The sequence below is a fragment of the Kitasatospora sp. NPDC089509 genome, from assembly GCF_044749365.1.
Lineage (GTDB): Bacteria > Actinomycetota > Actinomycetes > Streptomycetales > Streptomycetaceae > Kitasatospora.
On record NZ_JBIVHS010000026.1, the window covers coordinates 121855 to 146458 of the forward strand.

Sequence of the window (24604 nt, forward strand, 5' to 3'; positions counted from 1 at the left end):
GAACTCCCCGACCGCTGGAGGTCGTTCACCATGACGTACACCGAAGTGCCCGGAATCCGGGTCCCGATCCGGATGTGGACGGACCCGGCGACGGTCGAGGGCCAGGCCCTGCAGCAGCTGCGCAACATCAGCTCGCTGCCCTGGCTGCACGGCCTCGCCGTGATGCCCGACGTCCACCTGGGCAAGGGTGCGACGGTCGGCTCCGTCATCGCCATGAAGGGCGCGGTCTGCCCGGCGGCGGTGGGCGTCGACATCGGCTGCGGGATGAGCGCGGTGAAGACCTCCCTCACCGCGAAGGACCTCCCGGACGACCTCTCCGGCCTGCGCTCCAAGATCGAGCAGGCCATCCCGGTCGGCCGCGGACTCCACACCGACCCGGTCGACCCGGCCGGGCTCCAGGACTTCCGCGCGCCGGGCTGGGACGACTTCTGGCAGCGCTTCGACGGCATCGCGGAGGACGTCAAGTGGCGCCGGGGGCGGGCGATGCAGCAGATGGCCACGCTCGGCGGAGGTAATCACTTCATCGAACTGTGTGTTGATACGACTGATGCGGTCTGGCTGATGCTGCACTCCGGCTCGCGCAACATCGGCAAGGAGCTGGCGGAGCACCACATGGGCGTCGCCCGCTCGCTGCCGCACAACCAGGGCCTGGTGGACCGGGATCTGGCGGTCTTCCTCGCGAAGACCCCGGAGATGGCCGACTACCGCCAGGACCTGTTCTGGGCGCAGGAGTACGCCAAGAACAACCGGGCGGTCATGATGGCGCTCTTCCAGGACGTGGTCCGGCGCGAGTTCGCCAAGGCGCGGGTCACCTTCGACGAGGTGATCAGCTGCCACCACAACTACGTGGCGGAGGAGCAGTACGACGGTGTCGACCTGCTGGTGACCCGCAAGGGTGCGATCCGGGCCGGTTCCGGTGACCTCGGGATCATTCCCGGCTCGATGGGGACGGGTTCGTACATCGTCCGCGGCCTGGGCAACGAGGCGGCGTTCAACTCCGCCTCGCACGGCGCCGGCCGCAAGATGAGCCGCACCGCCGCCAAGAAGCGGTTCACCGCGCGCGACCTCGCCGAGCAGACTGCGGGCGTGGAGTGCCGCAAGGACAGCGGCGTGGTCGACGAGATCCCGGGCGCCTACAAGAACATCGAGAAGGTCATCGAGCAGCAGAAGGACCTGGTCGAGGTGGTCGCGCACCTCAAGCAGGTGATCTGCGTCAAGGGCTGACCGGGGCAGGGGCCTGCCGAAAGCCGATCGGGGTGCCGCCACGACGTGGCGACACCCCGATCGGGAGGCTGCGAGGCTCAGGCGGCGGCCGGGAGCTCGTCGAGGCCTTCGGCGACCAGCTTGGCGAGGCGGTCGAGGGCGTCGTCGGCGTTGGGGGCGTCGGAGGCGAGGATGACCTCTTCGCCGCCCTGGGCGCCGAGGCCGAGCAGGCCGAGCATGGAGGCGGCGTTCACGGGGTTGCCGCCCGGCTTGGCGATGGTGATCGGCACGCCGGTGGCCGTGACGGCACGGACGAAGACGGAGGCGGGACGGGCGTGCAGGCCCTCGGCCCAACCGATGGTGACGCGGCGCTCAGCCATGAGACGTGCCTTTCCGGTGAAGCTGGTCACGGCCGTGCTCGGGGAGCGGGGGAAACGACCGTGTTGTCTAGACCAGTGTTGCACGCAGGCGACCCCTGCGAGGCGCCGCGTTCGGGACTTGTGATTGTTTCTTTTCGGGGCATAAGGCCCGGCCAGTGGCCCTGTCCACCCTGCCGTGGGCACGCGTCCGGCGCCATTCGGCTCGCCGCCGGATAACCTGACGAATGTGGAAGACCCCGCGGTGGCGAACCCCGAGCAACCCGACTATCCGCAGCACTGGGAAGCCGACGTCCTGCTGCGCGACGGCGGCACGGCCCGGATCCGGCCGATCACTCCCGGCGACGCCGGGCGGCTGGTGGAGTTCTACGAGCAGGTCTCCGACCAGTCCAAGTACTTCCGCTTCTTCGCCCCGTACCCGCGGCTCTCCGACAAGGACGTCCGCCGCTTCACCCATCACGACTTCGTGAACCGGGTCGGCCTCGCCGTGGTGGTCCGCGACCACTTCATCGCCACCGTCCGCTACGACCGGATCGACGCCGAGGGCCGCCCCTCCGACACGGGGACGGACGCCGAGGTGGCCTTCCTGGTGCAGGACGCCCACCAGGGCCGCGGGGTGGCCTCCGCCCTGCTGGAGCACATCGCGGCGGTGGCCCAGGAGCGCGGCATCCGCCGCTTCCAGGCCGAGGTGCTGCCGGAGAACCGCAAGATGGTGAAGGTCTTCACCGACGCCGGCTACACCCAGCGCCGCAGTTTCGCGGACGGCGTGGTGCACCTGGAGTTCGACCTCGAACAGACCGACCGCTCGCTCGCCGTGATGCGCGCCCGCGAGCACCGTGCCGAGGCCCGCTCGGTGCAGCGGCTGCTGACCCCGCGCTCGGTGGCCGTGATCGGTGTCTCCCGCAACCCGCAGACCGTCGGCCGGGCCCTCCTGCGCGACCTGCTCGGCAGCTTCGACACCGAGTTCGAGAGCCGGTACGAGCCCAAGGACGCCGAGCGCACCGTGTACGCGGTGAACCGCAGCGCCCCGCCCGGCACCGTGCTGGACGGCGTACCGGTGCACCGTTCGATTCTGGACATTCCCGGGCCGGTCGACCTCGCCGTGATCGCCGTCCCCGAGGGCGCCGTCCCGGCGGCCGTCGCCGAGTGCGGCGCGCACGGCGTGCAGGGCCTGGTGGTGGTCACCGCCGGCTACGCGGAGACCGGCCCGGAGGGCCGCGACCGCCAGCGGGCCCTGGTCCGCCAGGCCCGCGCGGCCGGCATGCGGGTGATCGGCCCGAACGCCTTCGGCCTGATCAACACCGACCCCGACCGCCCGTTGAACGCCTCGCTCGCCCCGCACCTGCCGAACCGCGGCGGCTTCGGGATCTTCTGCCAGTCCGGGGCGATCGGCGTGGCCCTGCTGGAGTCCGCCCACCGGCGCGGCCTGGGCGTCTCCTCCTTCGCCTCGGTCGGCAACCGCTCGGACGTCTCCGGCAACGACTTCCTGCAGTACTGGGCCGAGGACGAGGCCACCGAGGTGGTGCTGCTCTACCTGGAGTCCTTCGGCAACCCCCGCAAGTTCACCCGGATCGCCCGCCGGCTGGCCGCCGCCAAGCCGGTGGTCGTGGTCAAGGGCGCCCGCCACACCGGCAGCCTGCCGCCCGGTCACGCCGTCCCGGCCACCGCGACCGGCCTGCGCGACGCCACCGTGGACGCCCTGTTCGAACAGGCCGGCGTGATCAGGGTGGCGACCATCACCGAGCTCCTCGACACCGGTGAACTGCTCGCCCAGCAGCCGCTGCCGCCCGGCGACCGGGTCGCCGTGGTCGGCAACTCCGACTCGCTCGGCCTGCTCACCTACGACGCCTGCCTGAGTGCCGGGCTGCGTCCGCGCACCCCGGTCGACCTGACCACCGCCGCCACCGGCGAGAACTTCCGGATCGCCCTGGACGTGGCGCTCGGCGACCCCGCCGTGGACGCGGTGATCGCCGTCGCCATCCCCCCGATCGGCACCTCCGCGCACGCCTTCATGGGCGGCCGGCTGACCGGCCCGGACGACCCCGAGATGGGCTCGGACGACCCGGAGATCGCCGCCGCCCTGCTCGAAGCGGGCGAGCGCGCCCGGGAACGGGGCAAGCCCCTGGTGCTGGCCCACCTGGCGCTGACCGACCTGCCGACCCGGCTGCGCCCCGGCGGCATCCCGGCCTACGCGGCGCCGGAACGCGCCGTGCGCGCCCTCGCGCACGCCGTGCACTACGCCCAGTGGCGCCGCCGCACCGCCGAGGCGGAGGAGACGGCGCGCGTCCCCGAGCTGGACCGGATCGACGAGCCCGGCGCCCGCGCCCTGGTGGAGGCGGCGCTGAGCACCCGCGCCGCGACGGCGGCCCGCACCCAGCCCGGCGGCGCCCGGATCACCCTGTCGGACACCGAGGCCCGTCAGCTGCTGGCCCGCTACGGCATCGACGTCTCGCCCGCCCTGCCCGCCCCGGACGAGGAGACCGCCGTCCGGGCCGCCGAGCAGCTCGGCTACCCGGTGGCCCTGAAGGCGACCGCCCCGCACCTGCGGCACCGCCCCGACCTGGGCAGCGTCCGCCTCGACCTGACCGCCGAATCCGGCCTGCGCCGCGCCCACCGCGAACTGGACGCGCTGCTCGGCGGCGCGGCCGGGGCCCGGCTGGTGGTGCAGCGGATGGCCCCGCGCGGCGTGGACACCGTGATCGGCGCCACGGTCGACCCGGCGGTCGGCGCGATCCTGTCCTTCGGGTTGTCCGGAGCCCCCGCCGAGCTGCTCGGCGACGTGGCCCACCGGCTGGTCCCGGCCACCGACCAGGAGGTCGCCGGGCTGATCCGCGAGGTCCGGGCGGCTCCGCTGCTGTTCGGCTGGCGCGGTGCCGAGGCGGTGGACACCGACGCGCTGGAGGAACTGCTGCTGCGGGTCTCGCAACTGGCGGACGACGTGCCGGAGATCGCCTCGGTGGACCTCGAACCGGTGGTCGTCGCCCCGCACGGACTGGCGATCCTGGGGGCGCGGGTGCGGGTCGCACCGCTGCCCGTCCGCAGCGATCTGGGCCCGCGCGCGATGAGCACGCTGTAACCTTCCTTGGTTGCGCCTGCCCGTGGGCGCTGATGTCCGAAGCTCGGCGCCGTGCCGCCCGCTTCGTCGGCGGACCATGCCAGGATGGAGTTATGGCGAAGACCGGTACCACCACCACTCAGGACCTGCGCTCGGCGATCGAGCGCAGCGGCTACTACCCGGCCCTGGTGTCCGAGGCGGTCGAGTCCGCGGTGGGCCCGGAGCCGATCAGCTCCTACCTGGTGCACCAGGAGACGACCTTCGACTCCAACGAGGTGCGCCGGCACGTGACGGTGCTGGTGCTGACCCCGACCCGGTTCGTGGTGAGTCACACCGACGAGCAGTCGGGCGACGCGGGCACCCCCGCCGTGCCGTTCGCGACGACCTCGACGGAGAGCGTCCGGCTGGACCGGATCGGCTCGGTCGTGGTGAGCCGGATGGTGGCGAACCCGGAGACGTACACGCCCGGGACGCTGCCCCGCGAGGTGGTGCTGACGATCGGCTGGGGCGCGGTGCAGCGCCTGGACCTGGAGCCGGCCGGCTGCTCGGACCCGAACTGTGACGCCGACCACGGCTACACCGGCTCGGCGACGGCCGACGACCTCTCGCTGCGGGTGAGCGAGGCCGGGGACGGCCCGGAGACGGTGGCCCAGGCCCTGGTGTTCGCCCGGGCGCTGTCCGACGCGACGATCGACACCAGCCCGCGGGTCTGACCCCGCGGCTCGACCCCGCAGTCCCCGTTCGCGTCCCCGTTCGCGCCTCCGACCGCGTTCCCGCCCGCTACGAATCCGGTTCCATGTCCTTCGCACCCTCCGACGGTTACGACGCCTTCGAGATCCTCGACCCGGCCGCCGCCCCCGCGCCCCCGTACGGCAGCGGCTCGCTCTGCGACCTGCTGCCCTCGGTGGCGGCGGGCCTGGGCGTCCCGGGGTTCACCGCGACGCTGCCGATCGCCCCGGCCGACCGGGCGGTGGTGTTCCTGGTGGACGGCCTGGGCTGGGAGCTGCTGCTGCGCCACCCCGAGTACGCCCCGTTCCTGTCTTCGCTGGCCGGGAGTTCGATGGGCGGTTCGGGCCGTCCGCTGACCGCGGGCTTCCCGTCCACCACCGCGACCTCGCTGGCCTCGGTCGGCACCGGCACCCCGCCGGGCCTGCACGGTCTGGCCGGGTACACGGTGGCGGTGCCGGGCGCCGACTACCTGATGAACCAGCTGCGCTGGCAGCCGCACACCGATCCGCAGGCCTGGCAGCCGTACCCGACGGTGTTCGAGCAGACCCACCGGGCCGGGGTGGCGACCGCGCAGGTGTCCTCGCCGCTGTTCGCCCAGACCCCGCTGACCAGGGTGGCGCTCTCCGGCGGCACCTTCCTGGGCCGCACCACGGGCGAGGAGCGGATGGACCTGGCGGCCTCCTGGCTGGCCGAGCACGACCGGGCGCTGGTGTACACCTACGTCAGTGAGCTGGACGGCGCGGGCCACCGCTTCGGGGTGGACTCCGACGAGTGGCGGATGACGCTGGACGCGGTGGACCGGCTGGCCCGTCGGCTGGCCGAGCAGCTGCCGCCGCGTTCGGCGATGTACGTGACCGCGGACCACGGCATGATCGACATCGCCCCCGAGGACCGGATCGACTTCGACGAGGACTGGGAGCTCGGCGCCGGCGTCGCCCTGCTCGGCGGTGAGGGCCGGGCCCGGCACGTGTACGCGGTGCCGGGCGCCGCGGCCGATGTGCACACGGTCTGGAGCGAGGTGCTGGGCGACCGGATGTGGGTGGCCACCCGGGACGAGGCGATCGCGGCGGGCTGGTTCGGCCCGACCGTCGACGACCGGGTGTACCGGCGGATCGGCGACGTGGTCGCCGCGGCGCGCGACGACATCGCGATCATCGCCTCCCGCAACGAGCCCGGCGAGTCCGCGATGATCGGCCTGCACGGTTCGATGACGCCGGTCGAGCAGTTCGTGCCGCTGCTCGAAGTCCGTGGCTGAGTCGGTCCCTTGACTCCTCTGTGCCCGAACCCCCTTGATGTGAAAGGCCTTTGCTCCACCCATGGCTGAACTGGTGTTCTTCTCGGGCACGATGGACTGCGGCAAGTCGACGCTGGCGCTGCAGATGGACCACAACCACACCGCGCGCGGCCGGCAGGGCGTCATCCTGACCCGCAACGACCGGGCCGGCGCCGCCACCATCTCCAGTCGGCTGGGCCTGCGCGCCGACGCGGTCGAGGTGACGGACGACTTCGACTTCCACGCCCATGTGGTGCAGCGGCTCTCCGCCGGCGGTCGGGTGGACTACCTGATCTGCGACGAGGCGCAGTTCTTCGCCGCCGAGCAGGTCGACCAGCTGGCCCGGGTGGTGGACGAACTGGACATCGACGTCTTCACCTTCGGCATCACCACCGACTTCCGCACCCGGCTGTTCCCGGGTTCGCAGCGGCTGATCGAGCTGGCCGACCGGGTGGAGGTGCTGCAGGTCGAGGCGCTGTGCTGGTGCGGTGCGCGGGCGACCCACAACGCCCGTACGGTCGGCGGGGTGATGGTGGTCGAGGGCGCCCAGGTGGTGATCGGCGACATCTCGGTGCGCGAGGACGAGGTGGGCTACGAGGTGCTGTGCCGCCGTCACCACCGCCGTCGGCTGACCGCCGCTACCGCGCGTGCCTCGGTGCTCTCCCCGGACGTGCTGCCCTTCGAGGAACAGCAGGCCTGAAGCCGGCAGGCCTGAGGTCAGCAGGTCTGAAGCCGGCAGGCCTGAGCCCGCTACTCGGCGACCTCCAGGACCGAGAAGTGCCCGCCCTGCGGGTCGGCCAGCCGGGCGGCCGTGCCGCGGACGGTCCCGTGCGGTTCGACCAGGATCCGGCCGCCGAGCGCGACGGCCTGACGGGCGGTCAGTGCGGCGTCCCGGACGGCGAAGTGGGTGCGCCAGCGCGGCGGGTGGCCGCGCAGGTCGGCGTGGTGGCGGATGCCCGCGACCGGGCGCCCGTGCACCAGTAGCGCGGTTTCGCCGCCGGTGGGCCGGACCGGTCGGTCGAGCACGGCGGCGTAGAAGACGGCGGCGCCGTCGGCGTCCGGGGTGAGCAGTTCGGCCCAGGCGGGGCCGCCGGGCTGTGTCCCGGATTCCCGGCCGAGGTGTTCCTCGCCCTGCCAGAGGCCGAAGACCGCGCCGGAGACGTCGGAGGCGATGGCCATCCGTCCGGCGCTCTCGGCCTGCAGCGGTCCGACCGCGACGGTGCCCCCGCACTGGCGCACCAGTTGGGTGGTGCGGTCGGCGTCGTCCACGGCGAAGTAGGTGGTCCACTGCACCGGGAAGCCGGTGGCGGTGGAGACGCCGAGGCCGGCCACCGGTGCGCCGTCGAGTTCGGCCCGGACGTAGGCGCCGAGTTGGCCCGGCCCGGGGGAGTACGTCCAGCCGAGCAGTTCGCCGTAGAAGGCCCGGGCACCGGGCAGGTCGTCGGTCAGCAGGCTGACCCAGCAGGGCGTGCCCTGGGCCAGTCGGAGTTCCACCGCGGGCAATGCGGGCCTCCTCACGGGTGGTTGGCGCACGACGGGTGGTGGGCGCACGGAATTCCTGGCGCGCGAGGGTGATGCTTCCACCCTGGCGCGCGCCCAACCCTCGACCCGCGCGGAAAGTCCGGCAAAGAGCGCACAAAGAGCCGTGGGCCGGTGGCGCTGCGCGACAATGGCCGACATGACCACCTTCAACGACGGTTCCCCGCTGATCTCCGCGGCCGAGCTGGGCGAGGCGCTGGCCTCCGCCCGGCCGCCGGTGCTGCTGGACGTGCGCTACCAGTTGGTCGGCGCCGCGCCGGGCGGCCCGACCGCGGCCGAGGAGTACCGGGCCGGGCACCTGCCCGGCGCCCACTTCGTCGAGTTGGACCGGGACCTTGCCGCCCCGCCCGGTGCTCCCGGCCGGGGCGGGCGCCATCCGCTGCCGGATCCGGAGGAGTTCGGGGCGGCGATGCGCGGGTTCGGGGTGAGCACCGGGCGTCCGGTCGTGGTGTACGACGGCGCAGCGTCGATGGCGGCGGCCCGGGCCTGGTGGCTGCTGCGGTGGGCCGGGCACCGGGAGGTGCGGGTGCTGGACGGCGGCTTCGCGGCCTGGCGGGCGGCCGGGCTGCCGGTGACGGCCGAGGTGCCGGAGTCGGCCGCGGGTGACTTCAAGGCCGTCCCGGGGCAGTTGCCGACGGTGGACGCGGACGGTGCGGCGGCCTGGGCGCGTGAGGCCCTGCTGCTGGACGCCCGCTCGGGTGAGCGCTACCGGGGCGAGAGCGAGCCGGTGGACCCGCGGGCCGGGCACGTCCCGGGTGCGCTGTCGGTACCGACCTCGGAGAACGTGGGACCGGACGGGAGGTTCCGTCCGGTCGCCGAACTGGCCGCCCGTTTCCGGGGGTTGGGCGCGGGGGAGCGCGAGGTCGCGGTGTACTGCGGCTCCGGGGTGACGGCGGCGCACGAGATCCTGGCGATGGCGGCGGCGGGTCTGGAGGCCACGCTGTACCCGGGTTCGTGGAGCGAGTGGTCGAGTGACCCGGGCCGCCCGGTGGCGGTGACCGACCAGCCGGGCTGAGCCCGGCCGGACGCGACGGAGGGGCGGGAGGCTCGGCCTCCCGCCCCTCCGTGCTGTCCGGGGACTACTCCTGCTTCTTGCGCCGGCTGCCGAAGACGATCTCGTCCCAGCTGGGCACGGTGGCCCGGCGGCCGGGCCGGACGCCGTCCGCCTCGGCCTGCCGGTCGGTGGTGCCGACCAGGCGCTCGCGGTGCGGGGCGACGGCGCGCGGCATCAGGATGTCGGCGTAGGCCGAGCCCGCGCCGACCGCCGGGGCGGCCGCGGCCGGCTCCTCGTTCTCCTCGGCGATCTCGGCGGGCACGGGGTCGATCGGGGCGGGGCCGCCCACGGTGAGGTCACCGCGGAAGGCGGGCACGACGTCGAGCAGGCTGGTCAGCGAGTCCCGGGAGTCGGCGGTGGCCTCGCGCGACTCGCGGACCTCGCGGGCCGACATGATGCGGTCGGCGGAGGGCCGGTCGATCATCGGGCGGGGCGGCCGGTCCTGGGGGAGCCGGGCGATCCGCGGGATGAACGGGAAGACCGAGTCCTCCTCGCGCTCGACGGTCTCGCCGATCAGCGCGCGGGCCTCGTCGTCGTTGGGCTGGACCAGGCGTCGGGGCGGGTCGTACGTCCAGGACGCGCTGCGGCCCTCGCCGTCGGCCCGGTAGGAGAGGATGACCTCCCAGGTGCCGTCGTCGCGCCGCCAGGAGTCCCAGCGCTCGGTGTCCTTCTCGGCGCCGCGCAGCGCGAGCCGCTCGGCGACGGCCTCGCCGAGCTGCGGCCCGGGGGACTCGCCGTTGCGGCGGATGGCGGTCTTGCGGGCGCGCTCGGCCATGAAGGCGCGTTCGGCGAGGACCGGCCCCTCGAAGCGGCGGACCCGGTCGACGGAGATGCCGGCGGCCTGGGCGACCTCCTCGGCGGAGGCACCGGCTCGTATCCGGGCCTGGATGTCCCGGGGGCGGAGGTGGCTCTCGACCTCGATCTCGATCTGGCCGAGGCGCGGTCGGTCGCCGCGGATGGCGGCGCGCAGCCGCTCGTCGATGGGGAGGGTGTACTCCGTGCTGTCGGCAGCCTTGAGCACCAGCCGTGTGCCGTCGTTGCTGACGGCCACAACCCGCAGTTCGGGCACGGTTACCTCCCGGGTTGTGCCTGCCGACGTCACCTGCGTCGCTGCTCCCGTACTGAGTGTGGCCTGCCCACTCGCGACTGGCCACAACCTTGCTGAGTTCCCCGGCGTGTCGGGCTTACGCCCGGCCACACCGCTGTGGCACGGTTGCCTTTTTGCCACGTCATCCGTCGACGTCGCGCCTGGGTGTCCCGGCCGTCCTCGCACGCGGAGTGTTCGCGACGATCCGGGACCGGCGTCGCCGTGCGTGTCCGATCCGTGGCTCTTCGTCAAGCTGCCGGTACAGGCACAGTCGACAAGTCGACCCAGGACTCGGGCTTTACGAACAGTACTCCATTCGTGGCATCCGAAGGGGCGGCTCGCCGCTCAAGTCTCCCGCGATTCACGGGAATCTCAAGAGCGCCCGCCCCCAACGGCGGACCATCGCCGGGTGAACGGTGATCATCTTCACACAATCCGGGCGCGGAGAACCGCATTTTCGTCCCTTGTGTCCTTCTTTGGGCAAGATGGAGAGGCTTGTTCGAGTAGCAGTCGTACGGACCGAAGGATGTTGATGTCGGAGCGGAGCCCCGCCGGGGAAGGCGGCAAGGAGGAGCGCAAGCGGATCGATCTGAGTGTGGCTCAGGTCGCGGCGAGCGCTCTGGCCACGGTGGTGGGCGCGCTGCTGGCGTCCGAACTCGGCGTGTACGGCACGATCATGGGCGCGGCGGTGGTCAGCATCGGGGCCACCACCGGGGGCGCGGTGTTCCAGCACCTGTTCCGCCGGACCGGCGAGCAGTTGCGCGGGGCGGTGGACCGCGGGCCGAACGAGGCCGCGAACGCCCTGCGCCAGGTGCCGGCCGGGCCGGAGCACCCGGCCGCGGGGCCGGCGATCACCTCGGAGTGGAACGAGCCGCAGGTGGTGCGGGCGCGCCGGCGGTGGGGCTGGAAGTCCTACGCGGCGGTGTCCGCACTGGTGTTCGTGCTGGCGATGACGCCGATCGTGGCGTTCGAGCTGGCCACCGGGCAGCCGGTGGCGGCGACGGTGAAGGGCGAGACCGGCAACGGGACGTCCTTCGGCGGCACCTCGACGCCCAAGTCCTCGACGCCGCGGGACACCCCCGCGGACCGGCCGTCCACCGGCGGTGGGCGCGGCCCGGACAGCACGCCGTCCGGCGGCGCCTCGGCCCCGGCGACCACCCGGCCGAGCCGGGAGCCGAGCACGACCCCGAGCACCGGCTCCGGCGGGCAGGGCGGCAGCGCGTCGCCCTCGGCCGGTCCGAGCGCTAGCCCGTCGGCCGGTTCCTCCCCGTCCGCGGGTGGCGGCGCCGGGAGTGGCGGCGGTGGCGAGGGTAGGCCCACCGGCGACGCCACGCCGAAGCCGCCGGTGCCGAGCAACGCCCCGGCGAACGGGACGGTGGCCCCGCCGCCGCCCGCCGGGACGCCGGCGAACTAGGCCCTCAGGCGCCCAGCACCCGCCGCAGGTAGTCGTTGCCGAACAGGCGCTGCGGGTCGACCTCGTCGCGCAGCGCCGTGAAGTCGCCGAAGTGCGGGTAGACGCCGGCCAGGTACTCGGCGTCACGGGTGTGCAGCTTGCCCCAGTGCGGGCGGCCCTGATGGGCGGTCATCAGCTGTTCCACGCCGGTGAAGTAGCCCTGGTCGCGGGTGCCCCGGTAGAGGTGGACGGCGATGTAGGCGCTGTCCCGGCCGGAGGCGGTGGAGAGCCAGAGGTCGTCGGCGGGGGCGAAGCGCACCTCGACCGGGAAGCCGACCTTCCAGTCGGAGCGTTCGACCAGGGCCTTCAGTTCGCGCAGCACCTCGGCGACGGCCGCGCGCGGGACGGCGTACTCCATCTCCACGAAGCGCACCTTGCGCGGGCTGGTGAACACCTTGTACGCGGTGTCGGTGTAGCTGCGGTCGGACCAGGCGCGGCTGGCGAGCGAGGCGATCGACGGGATGGAGCCGGGGAAGCGGCGGCCGACCCGGCAGGCGCCCTCCCAGACGGTGTTGGAGAGGAAGTCGTCCTCCAGCCACTCCTTGAACCGGGGCAGCGGGGCGGTCGGCCCCTGGCTGCGGTTGTTGCGCTTGGTGGCGCAGCGGTCGGTGTGCGGGAACCAGTAGAACTCGAAGTGCTCGTTGACGGCGGTGAGGTCGTCGAGGCGTTCCAGCACCTCGTCGAAGGGCATCGGCTGTTCGTGCGCGGTGAGCAGGAAGGCGGGTTCGACGCCGAAGGTGAGGGCGGTGATCACGCCGAGGGCGCCGAGGCCGAGCCGGGCGCCCTGGAACAGCCGGGGGTTCTCGGTGGGGGAGCAGTGCCGGACGGTTCCGTCGGCGAGCACGATCTCCAGGGCGCGGATCTGGGCGGCGAGCGAGCCGGAGTCCCGGCCGGTGCCGTGGGTGCCGGTGCTGGTGGCGCCGGCGACGGTCTGCACCTCGATGTCGCCCATGTTGGTCAGGGCGAGGCCCTCGGCGGCGAGGACCCGGTTGAGGCGGCTGAGCGGGAGGCCGGACTCGACGGTGACGGTGCCGGCCTCGCGGTCGATGCCGCGGACCGCGGTGAGCGCGTGCGGCCGGAGCAGCAGTCCGTCGCCGGCCGAGGCGATCGCGGTGAAGGAGTGGCCGGAGCCGACGGCCTTGACGGTGCGGCCCTGTTCGGCGGCCCGCAGGATCTCCCTGGCCAGCTCCTCCGCGGTGCCGGGGGTGGCGGTCCGGGCCGGGTGGGCGCTCTGGTTGCCGGCCCAGTTGGTCCACCGGGTGGGGGTCGCGGTGCTGGCCTGGGGCATTGCGATGCCTCCTGCTGCCGGGCCGAACGGGGTCGGCGCGTCCGGGGCGGCGGGGCCGCCGACAGGGTCCGTCCGCGGTGTCCGGGGAGGCGGGCCCTACCCGTGGGTAGGGCCACGGGTAGGGCGAGATTAGTCAGTTCACCGTTCGACGTCTACGGGTCGTTCGACCGTTGCGGAGGGCACTGCGACGGGTTGTGCGGCGGTGAGTCCGGCGCGCAGTCGGCTGAGTCCGGCGAGCGCGGCGAGCACGCCGAGGACGCCGGCCGCGAACGGCACCCAGTAGCCCGCGGCGGCGCCGGAGGCGTCGATCACCCAGCCGGCGGCCGAGGAGCCGGCCGCGACGCCGAGGGCCAGTCCGGTGGTGGTCCAGGTCATGCCCTCGGTGAGCTGGGCGGCCGGGACGAGCCGTTCGACCAGGGCCATCGCGGTGATCAGGGTGGGGGAGATGGCGATGCCGGCGACCAGCAGTGCGGCGCCGACCGCGACCAGTCCGCCGATGCCGTGCACCGCGTGGGCGACCAGCAGCAGCGGCACCATGCTGAGCGCCATGAACAGCACGCCGAGGAAGAAGCGCTTGGCCATCGAGCCGGCGGGCTTGAGCGCGCCGAACACCACCCCGGCCAGGCAGGAGCCGAGCGCCCACAGGGCGAGGATCACGCTGGAGACCGGCTTGTGCCCCTGGGCCTCGGCGAAGGCGACGGTGACCACCTCGACCGAGCCGAAGATCGCGCCGGTGGCGACGAAGGTCAGGATCAGCACCTGGAGGCCGCGGTTGGTGATCACCGAGCGGCCCGCGTGCCGGGCGGCCTCGTGGACCGGCGGCTCGGTGGAGCGCTGGCCGGCGAAGAGCAGGACGCCGACGGCCAGGAAGATCCCGGCGAGCAGCAGGCCGGCCTCGGGGAAGACCGAGGTGGCCAGGCCGATGGAGAGGATCGGGCCGACGATGAAGCAGGCCTCGTCGACCACGGCCTCGAAGGAGTAGGCGGTGTGCAGCTGGTCGGTGTCCTCGCGGTAGAGGTGCGCCCAGCGGGCGCGGACCATCGCGCCGGTGCTCGGCATGACGCCCATGCCGGCGGCGAAGACGAACAGCGTCCAGTCCGGGGCGTTCAGCCGGGCGCAGAGCAGCAGGCCGACGACGGCGCCGATGGTGAGGGCCATCGCCGGGACGATGATCCTCGCCTGGCCGTGCCGGTCCACCAGCCGGGAGACCTGCGGACCGAGGATCGCGGCGGAGACCGCGAGGGTGGCCGAGACCAGTCCGGCCACGCCGTACGAGCCGCGCAGCTGGGACAGCATGGTCACGATCCCGATGCCGGTCATCGAGATCGGCAGTCGGGAGACGAATCCGGTGGAGGAGAAGGCCGCGCTGCCGGGCGCGGTGAATATTCGGCGGTAGCTGGACAGCACGGGGGCTCCGGGCAGGGACGTAAGGAACAAGGCTGGTCAAGACAGCTTACGTACTTTGGCAAATGGTATTTTCCGGACGCCCGCGCGGCCCCGGCGTCTGCGCCCGGCCCCGCAGTGGCAGGATCGGTGCATGCCCGACGCGCGCAAACCCTCCCCCTCCGGCGCCGCCCCGTACGACGCCCTGCTGCTGCTCTCCTTCGGCGGGCCCGAGGCCCCCGAGGACGTCGTCCCGTTCCTGGAGAACGTCACCCGGGGCCGCGGCATCCCCAAGGAACGGCTGAAGGAAGTCGGCAAGCACTACTTCCTGTTCGGCGGGGTCAGCCCGATCAACGAGCAGAACCGCGAGCTGCTCGCCGCACTGCGCAAGGACTTCGCCGAGCACGGGCTGGACCTGCCGGTGTACTGGGGCAACCGGAACTGGGCCCCCTACCTGGTGGACACCCTGCGGGAGATGGCCGCGGACGGCCACCGCCGGATCGCCGTGCTCGCCACCAGCGCCTACGCCGGCTACTCGGGCTGCCGCCAGTACCGGGAGAACCTGGCCGACGCGCTGGCCGTGCTCGCCGAGGAGGGCCGCCCGGTGCCGACCGTCGACAAGCTGCGGCACTTCTACAACCACCCCGGCTTCGTCCAGCCGATGATCGACGCCACCCTGGCCGCCCTGGCCGAGCTGCCCGCCGGGGTGCGGGACGGCGCCCGGCTGGCCTTCACCACCCACTCCATCCCGGACGCGATGGCCGAGACCTCCGGCGCCCCGGACGACCCGGCCCGGGGCACCCCCGGCGGCGCCTACGTCGCCCAGCACCTGGACGTGGCCCGGCTGATCGCCGCCGCCGTCGCCGAGCGCACCGGTGCGGCCGACCGGCCGTGGCGGCTGGTGTTCCAGAGCCGCAGCGGCGCTCCGCACATCCCGTGGCTGGAACCCGACATCTGCGACCACCTGGAGGCCCAGCACGCCGACGGCGCGCCGGCCGTGGTGATGGTCCCGATCGGCTTCGTCTCGGACCACATGGAGGTCAAGTACGACCTCGACACCGAGGCCGTGGCCAAGGCCGCCGAGCTGGGCCTGCCGGTCTCCCGCGCGGCCACCGTCGGCGCCGACCCGCGGTTCACCGCCGCCGTGCGCGAGCTCGTCCTGGAGCGGGCCGCCACCGAGCGCGGCGAGGACGTGACCCGCTGCGCCCTCGGCGCCCTCGGCCCCAGCCACGACGTGTGCGCGGTGGCCTGCTGCCCCAACCCGCGCGCCCCCCGCCCGGCCGCCGCCGAGCGCTGACCCCTGTCGGACCCCCTTTCGGAGGAGAATCCCGTGTCCACCCCCGCCCTGCCCGACGACCGGCTGCTCGACGACCTGCTGGACGTCGCCCTGGACGTGGCCCGGCAGGCCGGCGTCCTGCTGCGCGACGGCCGCCCCGCCGACCTCGGTGTGGCCGGTACCAAGAGCAGCCCGGTCGACGTGGTGACCGAGATGGACCTCGCCTCCGAGAAGCTCATCGTGGAGTTGATCGCCGACCGCCGCCCCGAGGACGGCTACCTCGGCGAGGAGGGCTCCGAGCGCCCCGGGGGCAGCGGGGTGCGCTGGGTCGTCGACCCGCTCGACGGCACGGTCAACTACCTGTACGGGCTGCCCTCCTGGGCGGTCAGCGTGGCCGCCGAGGTGGACGGCCGGGCCGTCGTCGGGGTGGTGTACGCCCCGGCGCGCGGGGAACTGTTCCACGCCGTGCTGGGCCGCGGCGCCCGCCTCGACGGCCGGCCGCTCGCCGCCCGCCCGGCCCCGCCCTGGGGCCAGGCGCTGATCGCCACCGGCTTCAACTACGTCCAGCCGGTACGGGTGCGCCAGGCCGAGGTGCTGCTCGCCCTGATGCCCGAGGTACGGGACATCCGCCGGGGCGGGGCGGCCGCGGTGGACCTCTGCGACGTGGCCGCCGGGCGGCTGGACGGCTACTACGAGCGCGGCCTGGCCCCCTGGGACCGCGCGGCCGGCTGCCTGATCGCCACCGAGGCCGGCGCCCTGGTCGGCGGCCGCCCCGGGCACGGCCCGGACGGCGAGCTGACCGTGGCCGCCGCCCCGGGGGTCTACCAGCCGCTGCAGGAGCGGCTGGCCGCGCTGCGCGCCTGGGCGGACTGAGCGTCCGGGCGGACCGAGCGGGGCCCCGGGAACCCGAACGGTTCCCGGGGCCCCGCCGGGCATGCGAAGAGCCCTGGCATACGGGGGATGCCAGGGCCTGGGTTTTCGCACGGCCCCCGCAGGGCCGCTGGTGCCGGAGGACCGGCGTCGGGTCAGGCGGCGGTGCGGTGGCGCTCCAGCACGGTGTCCACACCGTGCTCGGCGGCGAGACGACGGAGGTCGTCCAGCTCGGACTGCTCCACCTCGGCGAGGAACTCGTCCCCGGCCTCGATCGCGCGGTGCAGGTCCTGCTCGGCGTTGGCTATGCGCTGCAGGATTCCGGCCTTGAAGGCGTCCATACGGGCCCCCTTACTGTGTCGGACGTGCACGGTCGTGCGCTCTCCGCCCCGAGGAGGGTCCAGCCGGTGAATGCGCCCGGGCCGACAGGTGATGGATCTCCGGTCGGGCGCGGAGACGGCCTTCGGCCGCTCCCGGTGACGTCCCAGCCCCAGGGCCGGCGCGGATGAACGCACGGCGGGTGGGTGCGATCGACCGAGGGCCAGATCGCGGGTGTGCAGCTGTCCTCCCCGCCCCGGAGGCCGGGAAACCTCGCCGCCGAAGAAAGTTGCCCGTGTCACAGTCCAAGCGGAGCGGTCCCGACACGAACGGTCACCGTCGCACGGTCCGGCTTCCTGCCCGAGGGGCAGCTTATCGCTGCTTTACCGCAGGACCAGGCAGGATGGAGGCACCGTCGGAGCCGTGCGTCCGCTTCCGGGGCCGGCCTGGAGAAGGGACAACGACCGTGCGGGTTCTCGTCGTCGAGGACGAGCAGCTGCTTGCCGAGGCCGTCGCGACCGGCCTGCGCCGCGAGGCGATGGCCGTCGACGTGGTGTACGACGGGGAGGCCGCGCTCCAGCGCATCGCGGTCAACGACTACGACGTGGTGGTCCTGGACCGGGACCTCCCACTGGTCCACGGCGACGACGTCTGCCGCAAGGTGGTCGAGCAGGGCCTGGCGACCCGGGTCATCATGCTGACCGCCTCCGGCGACATCAGCGACCGGGTCGAGGGCCTGGAGATCGGCGCCGACGACTACCTTCCGAAGCCGTTCGCCTTCAGCGAACTCGTGGCCCGGGTAAGGGCGCTGGGCCGCCGCGCGACCATCCCGCTGCCCCCGGTGCTGGAGCGGGCCGGCATCTCGCTCGACCCCGGCCGGCGCGAGGTGATCCGGGAGGGCCGCACCGTCCAGCTCGCCCCGAAGGAGTTCGCCGTCCTGGAGGTGCTGATGCGGGCCGGCGGTGCCGTCGTCTCCGCGGAGCAGCTCCTGGAGAAGGCCTGGGACGAGCACACCGACCCGTTCACCAACGTCGTGCGGGTCACCGTCATGACGCTGCGCCGCAAGCTCGGGGACCCGCCGGTGATCGTCACCGTGCCCGGCTCCGGCTACCGGATCTGACCGGATCCGCCCCAGGAGCCCGACCGCCGGAGCCCGACCCCCGGAGCCAGACCGCCCCGGATGCCGGACCCGGGAATCCGTCCCCGACGGAACCGACCCCGGGAATCCGCCCCCGAGGATTCCCCGCCGTACCCAGCGCCCGCCCCGGCGGACGCCCGAGAGGACCATCATGACCACCCCGCCGCCCCCGGCCGGCGGGCCCTCCGGCGCGCCCGCCGGCGGCCCGCGTGCCGTACCCCCCAGGCCCGCGCACCCGCCGCGCCAGCCCCGCCCGCACCAGCACGAGACCTACGTCCCCGGCGACGGCCTGCTCGCCTGGCTCCCCTTCCGCCCGACCATCCGGATGCGGCTCACCCTGCTCTACGGCGGGATGTTCCTGATGGCCGGAGTGGTGCTGCTGCTGGTGATGTACTTCTTCGTCCAGCAGTCGCTCCAGGAGGTCGGCCAGCCCCACCTCAGGCTCACCGGACCGGGCATCTCCGTGCTCACCCCGGACGGCCAGGTCCTCACCAACCAGAGCGCGCTCGACCAGTGGCTGAACGACAACAAGTCGATCCAGGCGGCCGCGGCGCTGAACACCCTGCTGCGCAAGCTGCTGACCGTGCTGGTCTGCCTCGCCGTGATCGCCTTCGCGGCCGGCTACGCGATGGCCGGCCGGGTGCTGCGCCCGCTCGGCCGGATCACCCGCACCGCCCGTGACGTGGCCTCCTCCGACCTGCACCGCCGGATCGAGCTGGACGGCCCGGACGACGAGCTCAAGGAGCTCGCCGACACCTTCGACGACATGCTGGACCGGCTGGACCGCTCCTTCGACTCCCAGCGCCGCTTCGTCGCCAACGCCTCGCACGAGCTGCGCACCCCGCTGGCGATCAACCGCACCCTGCTGGAGGTCCAGCTCTCCGACCCGGCCGCCTCACCCGACCTCCAGCAGCTCGGCAAGACCCTGCTGGCCACCAACGAGCGCAGCGAGCAGCTGGTCGAGGGCCTGCTGCTGCTCGCCCGCAGCGAGAACGAGCTGACCGACCGCCGAGCGGTGGAGCTGTCCGAGGTGGCCACCCGGGCGCTGGAGCAGACCCGGGGCGAGGCGGACAAGCGCGAGGTCGAGCTGCGGTCCAAGCTCGATCCGGCGGTCGTCGCCGGCAACGGGGTGCTGCTGGAGCGGCTGGCGCTCAACCTGCTGCAGAACGCCGTCCGCTACAACACCCCGGGCGGCTGGGTCGAGCTGGCCACCGCCACGGTGCCGGGCGGCGGCGAGCTGGTGGTCTCCAACACCGGTCCGGTGGTGCCGCAGTACGAGCTGGAGCACATCTTCGAGCCGTTCCGCCGGGTTAAGGGCGCCGACCGCACCCGCAGCGACAAGGGGGTCGGGCTCGGCCTGTCCATCGTCCGTTCGGTGGTGCGCGCCCACGGCGGCACCGTCGAGGCCACCCCGCGCGCCGGGGGCGGCCTCACCATGCGCGTGCGCATCCCGTCCCCCTAGGGCGCCTCCGGACACGTCCCAGTCCACATCGGCCCTGGTCGCTGCCGCCCTCCGTGCGCGACCGTTCCCAGCCGCCCCCGTCAGGCCCGTCAAGACGACATAAGGCCTGGCGGGGGCGGCTTGTCATTTCCGCCCCGAGCAACTTACGGTGTCGTAACCTACGCAACCGTAAGTGCGACCGCCGGTCTGTCCGCCGACGGCTCCCGAACGACGCGTGTCCGCCCAACGCGCCCGTCCCGCGCGTGTCCGTCCCCCAGGAGCAAGCCCGTGACCATCGCCCCTGTGCAGAGCAGCCCCGCGCTCGGAACGAGCGGCTGGACCGATGCGCGGCTGATCCTGGCCCTCGAAGAGGTCGTGGAGAAGGAGCTCAACCGCCACCTCGGGGTGGCCAAGGAGTGGATGCCGCACGAGTTCGTCCCGTGGAGCCGGGGCCGGGACTTCGACGGCGTGCTGGGCGGCGAGGCGTGGAGCCTCGACCAGTCGCAGGTGACCCCGCTGGGCCGGGTCTCGCTGGTGGTCAACCTGCTGACCGAGGACAACCTCCCCAGCTACCACCACGAGATCGCGACCATGTTCGGCCGCGAGGGCGCCTGGGGCACCTGGGTGCACCGCTGGACCGCCGAGGAGGGCCGGCACGGGATAGCCATCCGCGACTACCTGCTCGCCACCCGGGCCGTCGACCCGGTTGAGCTGGAGCGGGCCCGGATGAACCACATGTCGGAGGGCTTCGAGTCCGACAACGCGCACAGCATGCTGCGCTCGGTCGCGTACGTGGCCTTCCAGGAGCTGGCCACCCGCATCGCGCACCGCAACACCGGCAAGTACGCCGGGGACCCGCTGTGCGAGCAGCTCCTGGCGAAGATCGCCAACGACGAGAACCTGCACATGGTCTTCTACCGGAACCTGCTGAAGGCCGCCATGGAGATCGCCCCGGACCAGGCCATGCGGGCCATCGCCGACGTGGTCACCGACTTCCGGATGCCCGGGCACGGGATCCCCGGTTTCGAGCGCGCCGCCGCGCAGATCGCCCTCGGCGGGGTGTACAACCTCCGCATCCACCACGACGACGTGCTGCAGCCGGTGCTGCGCAAGCTGAAGGTGATGGAGGTCGGCGGGCTCGGTCCGGAGGGCCTGCTGGCGCAGAACGAGCTGGGTGTGTTCCTGGACGGTCTGGACGGGCAGGCGCGCAAGTTCGAGGAGCGCCAGGCCGCGATGCAGGCCCGCCGGGAGGCCCGCCGGAACGCCGGCTAGGGCGCCCCCCGGGGCGCTCCCGCCGGGCCGCCGCGCCCCCTGATCGAGGGGGCGGAGTGGGTGGATTTTCCGTGATTTGCCCTGGAAGATTCTGAACGTGACTAAGGTCACACCGTGTCGCTCCGCGATGTCGGGTGACCTCGGAGAGTGATCACCCCATTGGGGGTGCCGATCGCCGTCCGTGACCGGAATCCGGCCTGCCGCCGGTGCACGGGGGTGGTCGGCGGCCCTGGTGGACAAGGGATTTGACGGACACCAGTACGGCTTCCGCTCACTGTGAGTCGCCGCTCCGACCGGGGCGCGACGGGTCGGTGATGGCCCAGCGTGAGGCCTTTCGCGGCCCGGAGGATCACCCCAACGGAGCCCCGGCTGAGTGTCGATTGAGTAACGGGGCTTGAAGTAAGGCAAAATCTCCGCCTCGGGTCGGGCACAAGACCGACCCCCCATGCGTTACGTGCGCTGGAGATACCGCACACACCGCACAAACCCGGAGGGGGAGAGCGAAAAATGGCAACCGACTACGACACCCCACGCAAGACCGACGACGAGCTCAACGAAGACAGCATCGAGGAGCTCAAGGCACGCCGTAACGACAAGGGCGGCGGCTCGGTCGACGTCGACGAGTTCGACGCCGCCGAGGGCATGGAGCTGCCCGGCGCCGACCTCTCGAACGAGGAACTCGCCGTCCGCGTGCTGCCGAAGCAGGCCGACGAGTTCACCTGCATGAGCTGCTTCCTGGTCCACCACCGCAGCCAGCTGTACAGCGAGAAGAACGGCAACCCGATCTGCCGGGACTGCGGCGCCTGAGCACCGCAGCGGACAGCGCCAGGTCCCCGTGGCTCCCGCGGGACCGGCACACAGCCCCTTCCGGCCCCGGGCAGCGGGGCCGGACGGCAGGTCCGCGGACCGTCCTGGCGGACGGACCCGGGAGGACGGAGTCGGTCGGCCGCGTGCCGGTCCGGACAAAGTCGTAGGGACGGTCCCGCAACAGCGGAACCGTCCCTCTCGGTCTTTCCGGGGCTTGATCCTCCGGGTCCGGCGGCCGGAGCCCTCAGGGCTCGTTCCCGGCCCTTCCCGGGCTGTTCCCGGGCCGTCTCCGGGCCGTCCCGGGTCATCCCCGGGGCGGGAGGGGCACCGGTCAGGTGCGGGCGCCGCGCCGGGCCTCCTCCAGCGCCTCGGCCAGCTTCATCGGCGAGCGGGTCGACAGATAGAGGTAGGGCGTCGGGTCGGCCGGGTCGCTCACCTCGACCCGCAGCGCGGTCGGGACGTAGCTGCGCAGCAGCATGAAGGCGCGGGGATCGGCCTTGGGGCCGCGCCAGGCCGCGGCCTCGGCGGGGCTCAGCGCCTGGGCGGCGCCCAGCGCGTCCACCGGGATCCGGGCCGGTCCGGCCACCAGCGAGCCCTGCACCACCCGGATCCGGGCCGAGCCGTAACTGCTGATCGCCACCGCGCCGGCGGCGATGCCGGCCACCAGGCCGACCAGGGCGGCCAGCCCGCCGACCCTGATCAGGATCAGCGCGAAGGTCAGACCGACTGCGACCGGGAGCAGCCACCAGGAGCGCGGCACCGTGAGGCGTTCGTCGTACATGCCCTCCATTGTGGGCGCCCTGACGCCCGGAGCGGCACGCCACCCCCACCGGAGGCCTTGCTACCCCTGGGTAGGCTGGGTTGCCGTGACCGGTACGACCACCCCCACGACCCCCACCGACAGGTCGGCGCCCGTGTTGCCGCCGACCCCGACCACCCCGCCGCCGGACGCCGTGCTCCCGGAGCGCCACCCCCAGGCGCCCGCCCCCGGCACCCGACTCGGCTCCCACTACGAACACTGCTTCGGCTGCGGTCCGGCGCACCCCGGCGGTCTGCGGATCGACGCGGTCGCGGGCGAGGGCCTGGACGTCACGGCCGAGTTCGCCGTCCGGGACGTCCACCAGGGCGGTCCCGGGCTGGCCCACGGCGGCGTCCTCACGACGGCGATGGACGAGACCCTCGGCACGCTGAACTGGCTGCTGCACGCCCCCGCCGTGACCGGCCGGCTGGAGACCGACTTCCTCAGCCCGGTGCCCGTCGGCTCGGTGCTGTACCTGAGCGCCCGGGTCACCGGGGTGCACGGCCGGAAGATCTACAGCGCCGCCGAGGCGCGGATCGGCGGCCCGGACGGACCGGTCGCGGTGCGTGCTCAGGCGCTCTTCATCCAGGTGAAGCTGGAACACTTCACCACGCACGGTCGTGCCGAGGACATCGAGAAGGTCCTCGACGACCCGGATCTGATGAAGCGCGCCCGAGCCTTTGAGGTGAACCCTTGAGCGAGACCCCCCGTCCCCAGCTGGACGTCCTGATCAAGCGCATCGACGCCGAGCTGCCGCTGCCCGCGTACGCGCAGCCCGGGGACGCCGGTGCCGACCTGCGGACCACCGTCGACGCCGAGCTGGCCCCGGGCGAGCGGGCGGTGCTCCCCACGGGCATCGCCATCGCGCTGCCGGACGGCTACGCGGCCTTCGTCCACCCGCGCTCCGGGCTGGCAGCTCGTTGCGGAGTTGCTCTCGTGAACGCCCCGGGGACGGTCGATGCCGGGTACCGTGGAGAGATCAAGGTGATCGTCGTCAATCTGGACCCGCGCGAGGGGGTCAGCTTCCGCCGAGGGGACCGGATCGCCCAGCTGGTCATCCAGCAGGTCGAGAAGGCCCGCTTCCACGAGGTGGCCGAGCTGCCTGGGTCGGCACGCGCCGAGGGCGGGTTCGGGTCGACCGGTGGCCACGCAGGGGTCTAGCATTCCCGCGGCCTCGCAGGAAGCCGAGCAGGTATTCGCATCGGTCTTGGACCGGGAAGGACAGTGACCGTGTTCCGTCGTCGCCAGAAGAGCGAGGACGCTGTCGAGCAGCTCGCCGACGACGCCATCAGCGCCGACGAGCCGGCCGATGACGTCGAAGGTTCCGCCGAGAGCGAGAACGTGACCGAGCTGGACCCGGCCGACAAGGTCGGCCTGCCGCCGGCCCCTCGGCCGGACGGCCCGTGGGACCACTCCGAGCTGGAGACCCCGGAGGAGGGGCGAGTCGACCTCGGGGGTCTGCTGGTCCCCGGTGTCGAGGGCATGGAGCTGCGCGTCGAGGTCGCCGGTGACGCGATCGTCGCCGCCACCCTGGTGCTCGGCAACAGCGCCATCCAGCTGCAGGCCTTCGCGGCCCCGAAGTCGGAGGGCATCTGGGGGGAGGTCCGCGAGGAGATCGCCAACGGCATCACCTCGCAGGGCGGCCTGATCGAGGAGGAGGAGGGCCCGCTCGGCTGGCACCTCCGCGCCCAGGTCCCGGTGCAGCTCCAGGACGGCACCCAGGGCGTGCAGCTGGTGCGCTTCGTCGGGTGCGACGGGCCGCGCTGGTTCCTGCGCGGCGTGATCTCGGGCCAGGCCGCCGTGCAGCCCGAGATGGCCGGCATCCTGGAGCAGGTCTTCCGGCAGACCGTCGTCGTGCGCGGCGAGACCCCGATGGCGCCGCGCGACCCGATCGTGCTGAAGCTCCCCGAGGACGCCCAGATGGTCGCCGACGGCGGTGGCGCCGCGGCTGCCGCGGCCGAGGGCGAGAACCGCTACGGCTCGCTGGACCCGTTCGCGCGCGGTCCGGAGATCACCGAGGTCCGCTGACCCCGGCCGGGCCCGTCCCGCACCTGCATCGCCTCCGCCCGGACCCCCGGGCGGAGGCGATTTGCATGGGACGGGCCGGTCACCGTACAGTTCCGGAGTCGCCGCGGGAGACCGGGGCAACAAAGCGGAAAGTGAATCCGATGAATGAAACTCCGGAAAACGGAGCGGAAAACATCTGATAAGCTGGAAACACGAAAGAACGAAGCGCCCGGAG

General features: G+C 73.1%; 23 protein-coding genes. 16 read left to right on the top strand and 7 right to left on the bottom strand.

The features are described from left to right. Window positions 1–30: 30 nt before the first annotated feature. Window positions 31–1224 (top strand): RtcB family protein, encoded by a 1194-nt coding sequence (locus tag ACIP4P_RS36695; protein WP_400926173.1) that lies wholly within the window; start codon window positions 31–33, stop codon window positions 1222–1224. A gap of 77 nt (window positions 1225–1301) precedes the next feature. On the opposite strand, the gene ACIP4P_RS36700 is transcribed toward ACIP4P_RS36695, so the two are convergent. Then, window positions 1302–1583: an HPr family phosphocarrier protein gene (locus ACIP4P_RS36700; protein WP_350513715.1), complete on the bottom strand. Its 282-nt coding sequence runs from the start codon at window positions 1581–1583 to the stop codon at window positions 1302–1304. Between the two features lie 226 nt (window positions 1584–1809). On the opposite strand from ACIP4P_RS36700, the gene ACIP4P_RS36705 reads away from it, so the two are divergent. The 4 genes from ACIP4P_RS36705 to ACIP4P_RS36720 all read left to right on the top strand — a co-directional run bounded on the left by ACIP4P_RS36705 (window position 1810) and on the right by ACIP4P_RS36720 (window position 7337). Continuing rightward, a complete protein-coding gene (locus ACIP4P_RS36705) occupies window positions 1810–4656 on the top strand; it encodes a GNAT family N-acetyltransferase (RefSeq protein WP_400926177.1) in 2847 nt (948 codons plus the stop codon). A 92-nt stretch (window positions 4657–4748) separates the two neighbouring features. Beyond that, window positions 4749–5348, top strand: a complete 600-nt coding sequence (locus tag ACIP4P_RS36710) for a DUF5998 family protein (RefSeq protein WP_350513717.1) — start codon at window positions 4749–4751, stop codon at window positions 5346–5348. A gap of 83 nt (window positions 5349–5431) precedes the next feature. Then, window positions 5432–6619 carry a nucleotide pyrophosphatase/phosphodiesterase family protein gene (locus ACIP4P_RS36715; RefSeq protein ID WP_350513718.1) on the top strand — a complete coding sequence of 396 codons (1188 nt, stop codon included), beginning with the start codon at window positions 5432–5434 and terminating at the stop codon, window positions 6617–6619. Between the two features lie 61 nt (window positions 6620–6680). Then, on the top strand, window positions 6681–7337 hold the full coding sequence (locus ACIP4P_RS36720) for a thymidine kinase (RefSeq protein WP_350513719.1): 657 nt from the start codon (window positions 6681–6683) through the stop codon (window positions 7335–7337). A gap of 50 nt (window positions 7338–7387) precedes the next feature. Here ACIP4P_RS36720 and ACIP4P_RS36725 read toward each other — a convergent pair whose 3' ends face one another. Further along, window positions 7388–8131: a VOC family protein gene (locus ACIP4P_RS36725; RefSeq protein ID WP_400926228.1), complete on the bottom strand. Its 744-nt coding sequence runs from the start codon at window positions 8129–8131 to the stop codon at window positions 7388–7390. 184 nt (window positions 8132–8315) lie between these two features. On the opposite strand from ACIP4P_RS36725, the gene ACIP4P_RS36730 reads away from it, so the two are divergent. Beyond that, a complete protein-coding gene (locus tag ACIP4P_RS36730) occupies window positions 8316–9191 on the top strand; it encodes a sulfurtransferase (protein WP_400926182.1) in 876 nt (291 codons plus the stop codon). Between the two features lie 64 nt (window positions 9192–9255). Here the strand turns inward: ACIP4P_RS36730 and sepH are convergent, their stop codons facing one another. Beyond that, window positions 9256–10332, bottom strand: a complete 1077-nt coding sequence (gene sepH / locus ACIP4P_RS36735; protein WP_400926185.1) for a septation protein SepH — start codon at window positions 10330–10332, stop codon at window positions 9256–9258. Window positions 10333–10849: 517 nt separating this feature from the next. On the opposite strand from sepH, the gene ACIP4P_RS36740 reads away from it, so the two are divergent. Further along, a complete protein-coding gene (locus tag ACIP4P_RS36740) occupies window positions 10850–11731 on the top strand; it encodes a hypothetical protein (RefSeq protein WP_400926188.1) in 882 nt (293 codons plus the stop codon). Between the two features lie 4 nt (window positions 11732–11735). Here the strand turns inward: ACIP4P_RS36740 and ACIP4P_RS36745 are convergent, their stop codons facing one another. Both ACIP4P_RS36745 and ACIP4P_RS36750 read right to left on the bottom strand, forming a co-directional pair. Beyond that, the gene (locus ACIP4P_RS36745; RefSeq protein WP_400926191.1) at window positions 11736–13058 is read right to left on the bottom strand and encodes a D-arabinono-1,4-lactone oxidase; all 1323 of its coding nucleotides are present in this window, start codon (window positions 13056–13058) and stop codon (window positions 11736–11738) included. Between the two features lie 138 nt (window positions 13059–13196). Beyond that, window positions 13197–14465, bottom strand: coding sequence for an MFS transporter (locus ACIP4P_RS36750; RefSeq protein ID WP_400926194.1), 1269 nt, complete (start codon window positions 14463–14465; stop codon window positions 13197–13199). Between the two features lie 130 nt (window positions 14466–14595). On the opposite strand from ACIP4P_RS36750, the gene ACIP4P_RS36755 reads away from it, so the two are divergent. Continuing rightward, window positions 14596–15738 carry a ferrochelatase gene (locus ACIP4P_RS36755; protein WP_400926197.1) on the top strand — a complete coding sequence of 381 codons (1143 nt, stop codon included), beginning with the start codon at window positions 14596–14598 and terminating at the stop codon, window positions 15736–15738. A 33-nt stretch (window positions 15739–15771) separates the two neighbouring features. After that, window positions 15772–16590 carry an inositol monophosphatase family protein gene (locus ACIP4P_RS36760; protein WP_400926200.1) on the top strand — a complete coding sequence of 273 codons (819 nt, stop codon included), beginning with the start codon at window positions 15772–15774 and terminating at the stop codon, window positions 16588–16590. 152 nt (window positions 16591–16742) lie between these two features. Here the strand turns inward: ACIP4P_RS36760 and ACIP4P_RS36765 are convergent, their stop codons facing one another. Beyond that, window positions 16743–16928 (bottom strand): hypothetical protein, encoded by a 186-nt coding sequence (locus tag ACIP4P_RS36765; RefSeq protein WP_030057688.1) that lies wholly within the window; start codon window positions 16926–16928, stop codon window positions 16743–16745. Between the two features lie 443 nt (window positions 16929–17371). Between ACIP4P_RS36765 and ACIP4P_RS36770 the strand changes: the two genes are divergently transcribed. From ACIP4P_RS36770 to ACIP4P_RS36785, 4 genes are all read left to right on the top strand, one after another. Further along, window positions 17372–18025 (top strand): response regulator transcription factor, encoded by a 654-nt coding sequence (locus ACIP4P_RS36770; RefSeq protein WP_030285473.1) that lies wholly within the window; start codon window positions 17372–17374, stop codon window positions 18023–18025. Between the two features lie 169 nt (window positions 18026–18194). Beyond that, a complete protein-coding gene (locus ACIP4P_RS36775) occupies window positions 18195–19505 on the top strand; it encodes a HAMP domain-containing sensor histidine kinase (RefSeq protein WP_350513727.1) in 1311 nt (436 codons plus the stop codon). 267 nt (window positions 19506–19772) lie between these two features. Beyond that, window positions 19773–20756 carry an acyl-ACP desaturase gene (locus tag ACIP4P_RS36780; protein WP_350513728.1) on the top strand — a complete coding sequence of 328 codons (984 nt, stop codon included), beginning with the start codon at window positions 19773–19775 and terminating at the stop codon, window positions 20754–20756. A 507-nt stretch (window positions 20757–21263) separates the two neighbouring features. Then, complete coding sequence (locus tag ACIP4P_RS36785) at window positions 21264–21563, top strand: DUF4193 domain-containing protein (RefSeq protein WP_030057692.1); 300 nt, start codon at window positions 21264–21266, stop codon at window positions 21561–21563. Window positions 21564–21894: 331 nt separating this feature from the next. Here the strand turns inward: ACIP4P_RS36785 and ACIP4P_RS36790 are convergent, their stop codons facing one another. Beyond that, a complete protein-coding gene (locus ACIP4P_RS36790; protein WP_400926205.1) occupies window positions 21895–22344 on the bottom strand; it encodes a DUF3093 domain-containing protein in 450 nt (149 codons plus the stop codon). Between the two features lie 133 nt (window positions 22345–22477). On the opposite strand from ACIP4P_RS36790, the gene ACIP4P_RS36795 reads away from it, so the two are divergent. The 3 genes from ACIP4P_RS36795 to ACIP4P_RS36805 all read left to right on the top strand — a co-directional run bounded on the left by ACIP4P_RS36795 (window position 22478) and on the right by ACIP4P_RS36805 (window position 24390). Continuing rightward, window positions 22478–23059, top strand: coding sequence for a PaaI family thioesterase (locus ACIP4P_RS36795; RefSeq protein WP_400926231.1), 582 nt, complete (start codon window positions 22478–22480; stop codon window positions 23057–23059). Continuing rightward, a complete protein-coding gene (dut, locus tag ACIP4P_RS36800; protein ID WP_350513730.1) occupies window positions 23056–23523 on the top strand; it encodes a dUTP diphosphatase in 468 nt (155 codons plus the stop codon). The genes ACIP4P_RS36795 and dut overlap by 4 nt, the downstream gene beginning before the upstream one ends. Window positions 23524–23592: 69 nt before the next feature. Next, window positions 23593–24390: a DUF3710 domain-containing protein gene (locus tag ACIP4P_RS36805; protein WP_400926208.1), complete on the top strand. Its 798-nt coding sequence runs from the start codon at window positions 23593–23595 to the stop codon at window positions 24388–24390. Window positions 24391–24604 lie beyond the last annotated feature (214 nt).

Coding starts and splice junctions, on each gene's coding strand:
- ACIP4P_RS36745 (WP_400926191.1), bottom strand. CDS start 13,058: ATGCCCCAGGCCAGCACCGCGACCCCCACCCGGTGGACCAACTGGGCC.
- ACIP4P_RS36790 (WP_400926205.1), bottom strand. CDS start 22,344: ATGTACGACGAACGCCTCACGGTGCCGCGCTCCTGGTGGCTGCTCCCG.
- ACIP4P_RS36740 (WP_400926188.1), top strand. CDS start 10,850: ATGTCGGAGCGGAGCCCCGCCGGGGAAGGCGGCAAGGAGGAGCGCAAG.
- ACIP4P_RS36695 (WP_400926173.1), top strand. CDS start 31: ATGACGTACACCGAAGTGCCCGGAATCCGGGTCCCGATCCGGATGTGG.
- ACIP4P_RS36730 (WP_400926182.1), top strand. CDS start 8,316: ATGACCACCTTCAACGACGGTTCCCCGCTGATCTCCGCGGCCGAGCTG.
- ACIP4P_RS36710 (WP_350513717.1), top strand. CDS start 4,749: ATGGCGAAGACCGGTACCACCACCACTCAGGACCTGCGCTCGGCGATC.
- ACIP4P_RS36700 (WP_350513715.1), bottom strand. CDS start 1,583: ATGGCTGAGCGCCGCGTCACCATCGGTTGGGCCGAGGGCCTGCACGCC.
- ACIP4P_RS36765 (WP_030057688.1), bottom strand. CDS start 16,928: ATGGACGCCTTCAAGGCCGGAATCCTGCAGCGCATAGCCAACGCCGAG.
- ACIP4P_RS36755 (WP_400926197.1), top strand. CDS start 14,596: ATGCCCGACGCGCGCAAACCCTCCCCCTCCGGCGCCGCCCCGTACGAC.
- ACIP4P_RS36720 (WP_350513719.1), top strand. CDS start 6,681: ATGGCTGAACTGGTGTTCTTCTCGGGCACGATGGACTGCGGCAAGTCG.
- ACIP4P_RS36785 (WP_030057692.1), top strand. CDS start 21,264: ATGGCAACCGACTACGACACCCCACGCAAGACCGACGACGAGCTCAAC.
- ACIP4P_RS36775 (WP_350513727.1), top strand. CDS start 18,195: ATGACCACCCCGCCGCCCCCGGCCGGCGGGCCCTCCGGCGCGCCCGCC.
- ACIP4P_RS36715 (WP_350513718.1), top strand. CDS start 5,432: ATGTCCTTCGCACCCTCCGACGGTTACGACGCCTTCGAGATCCTCGAC.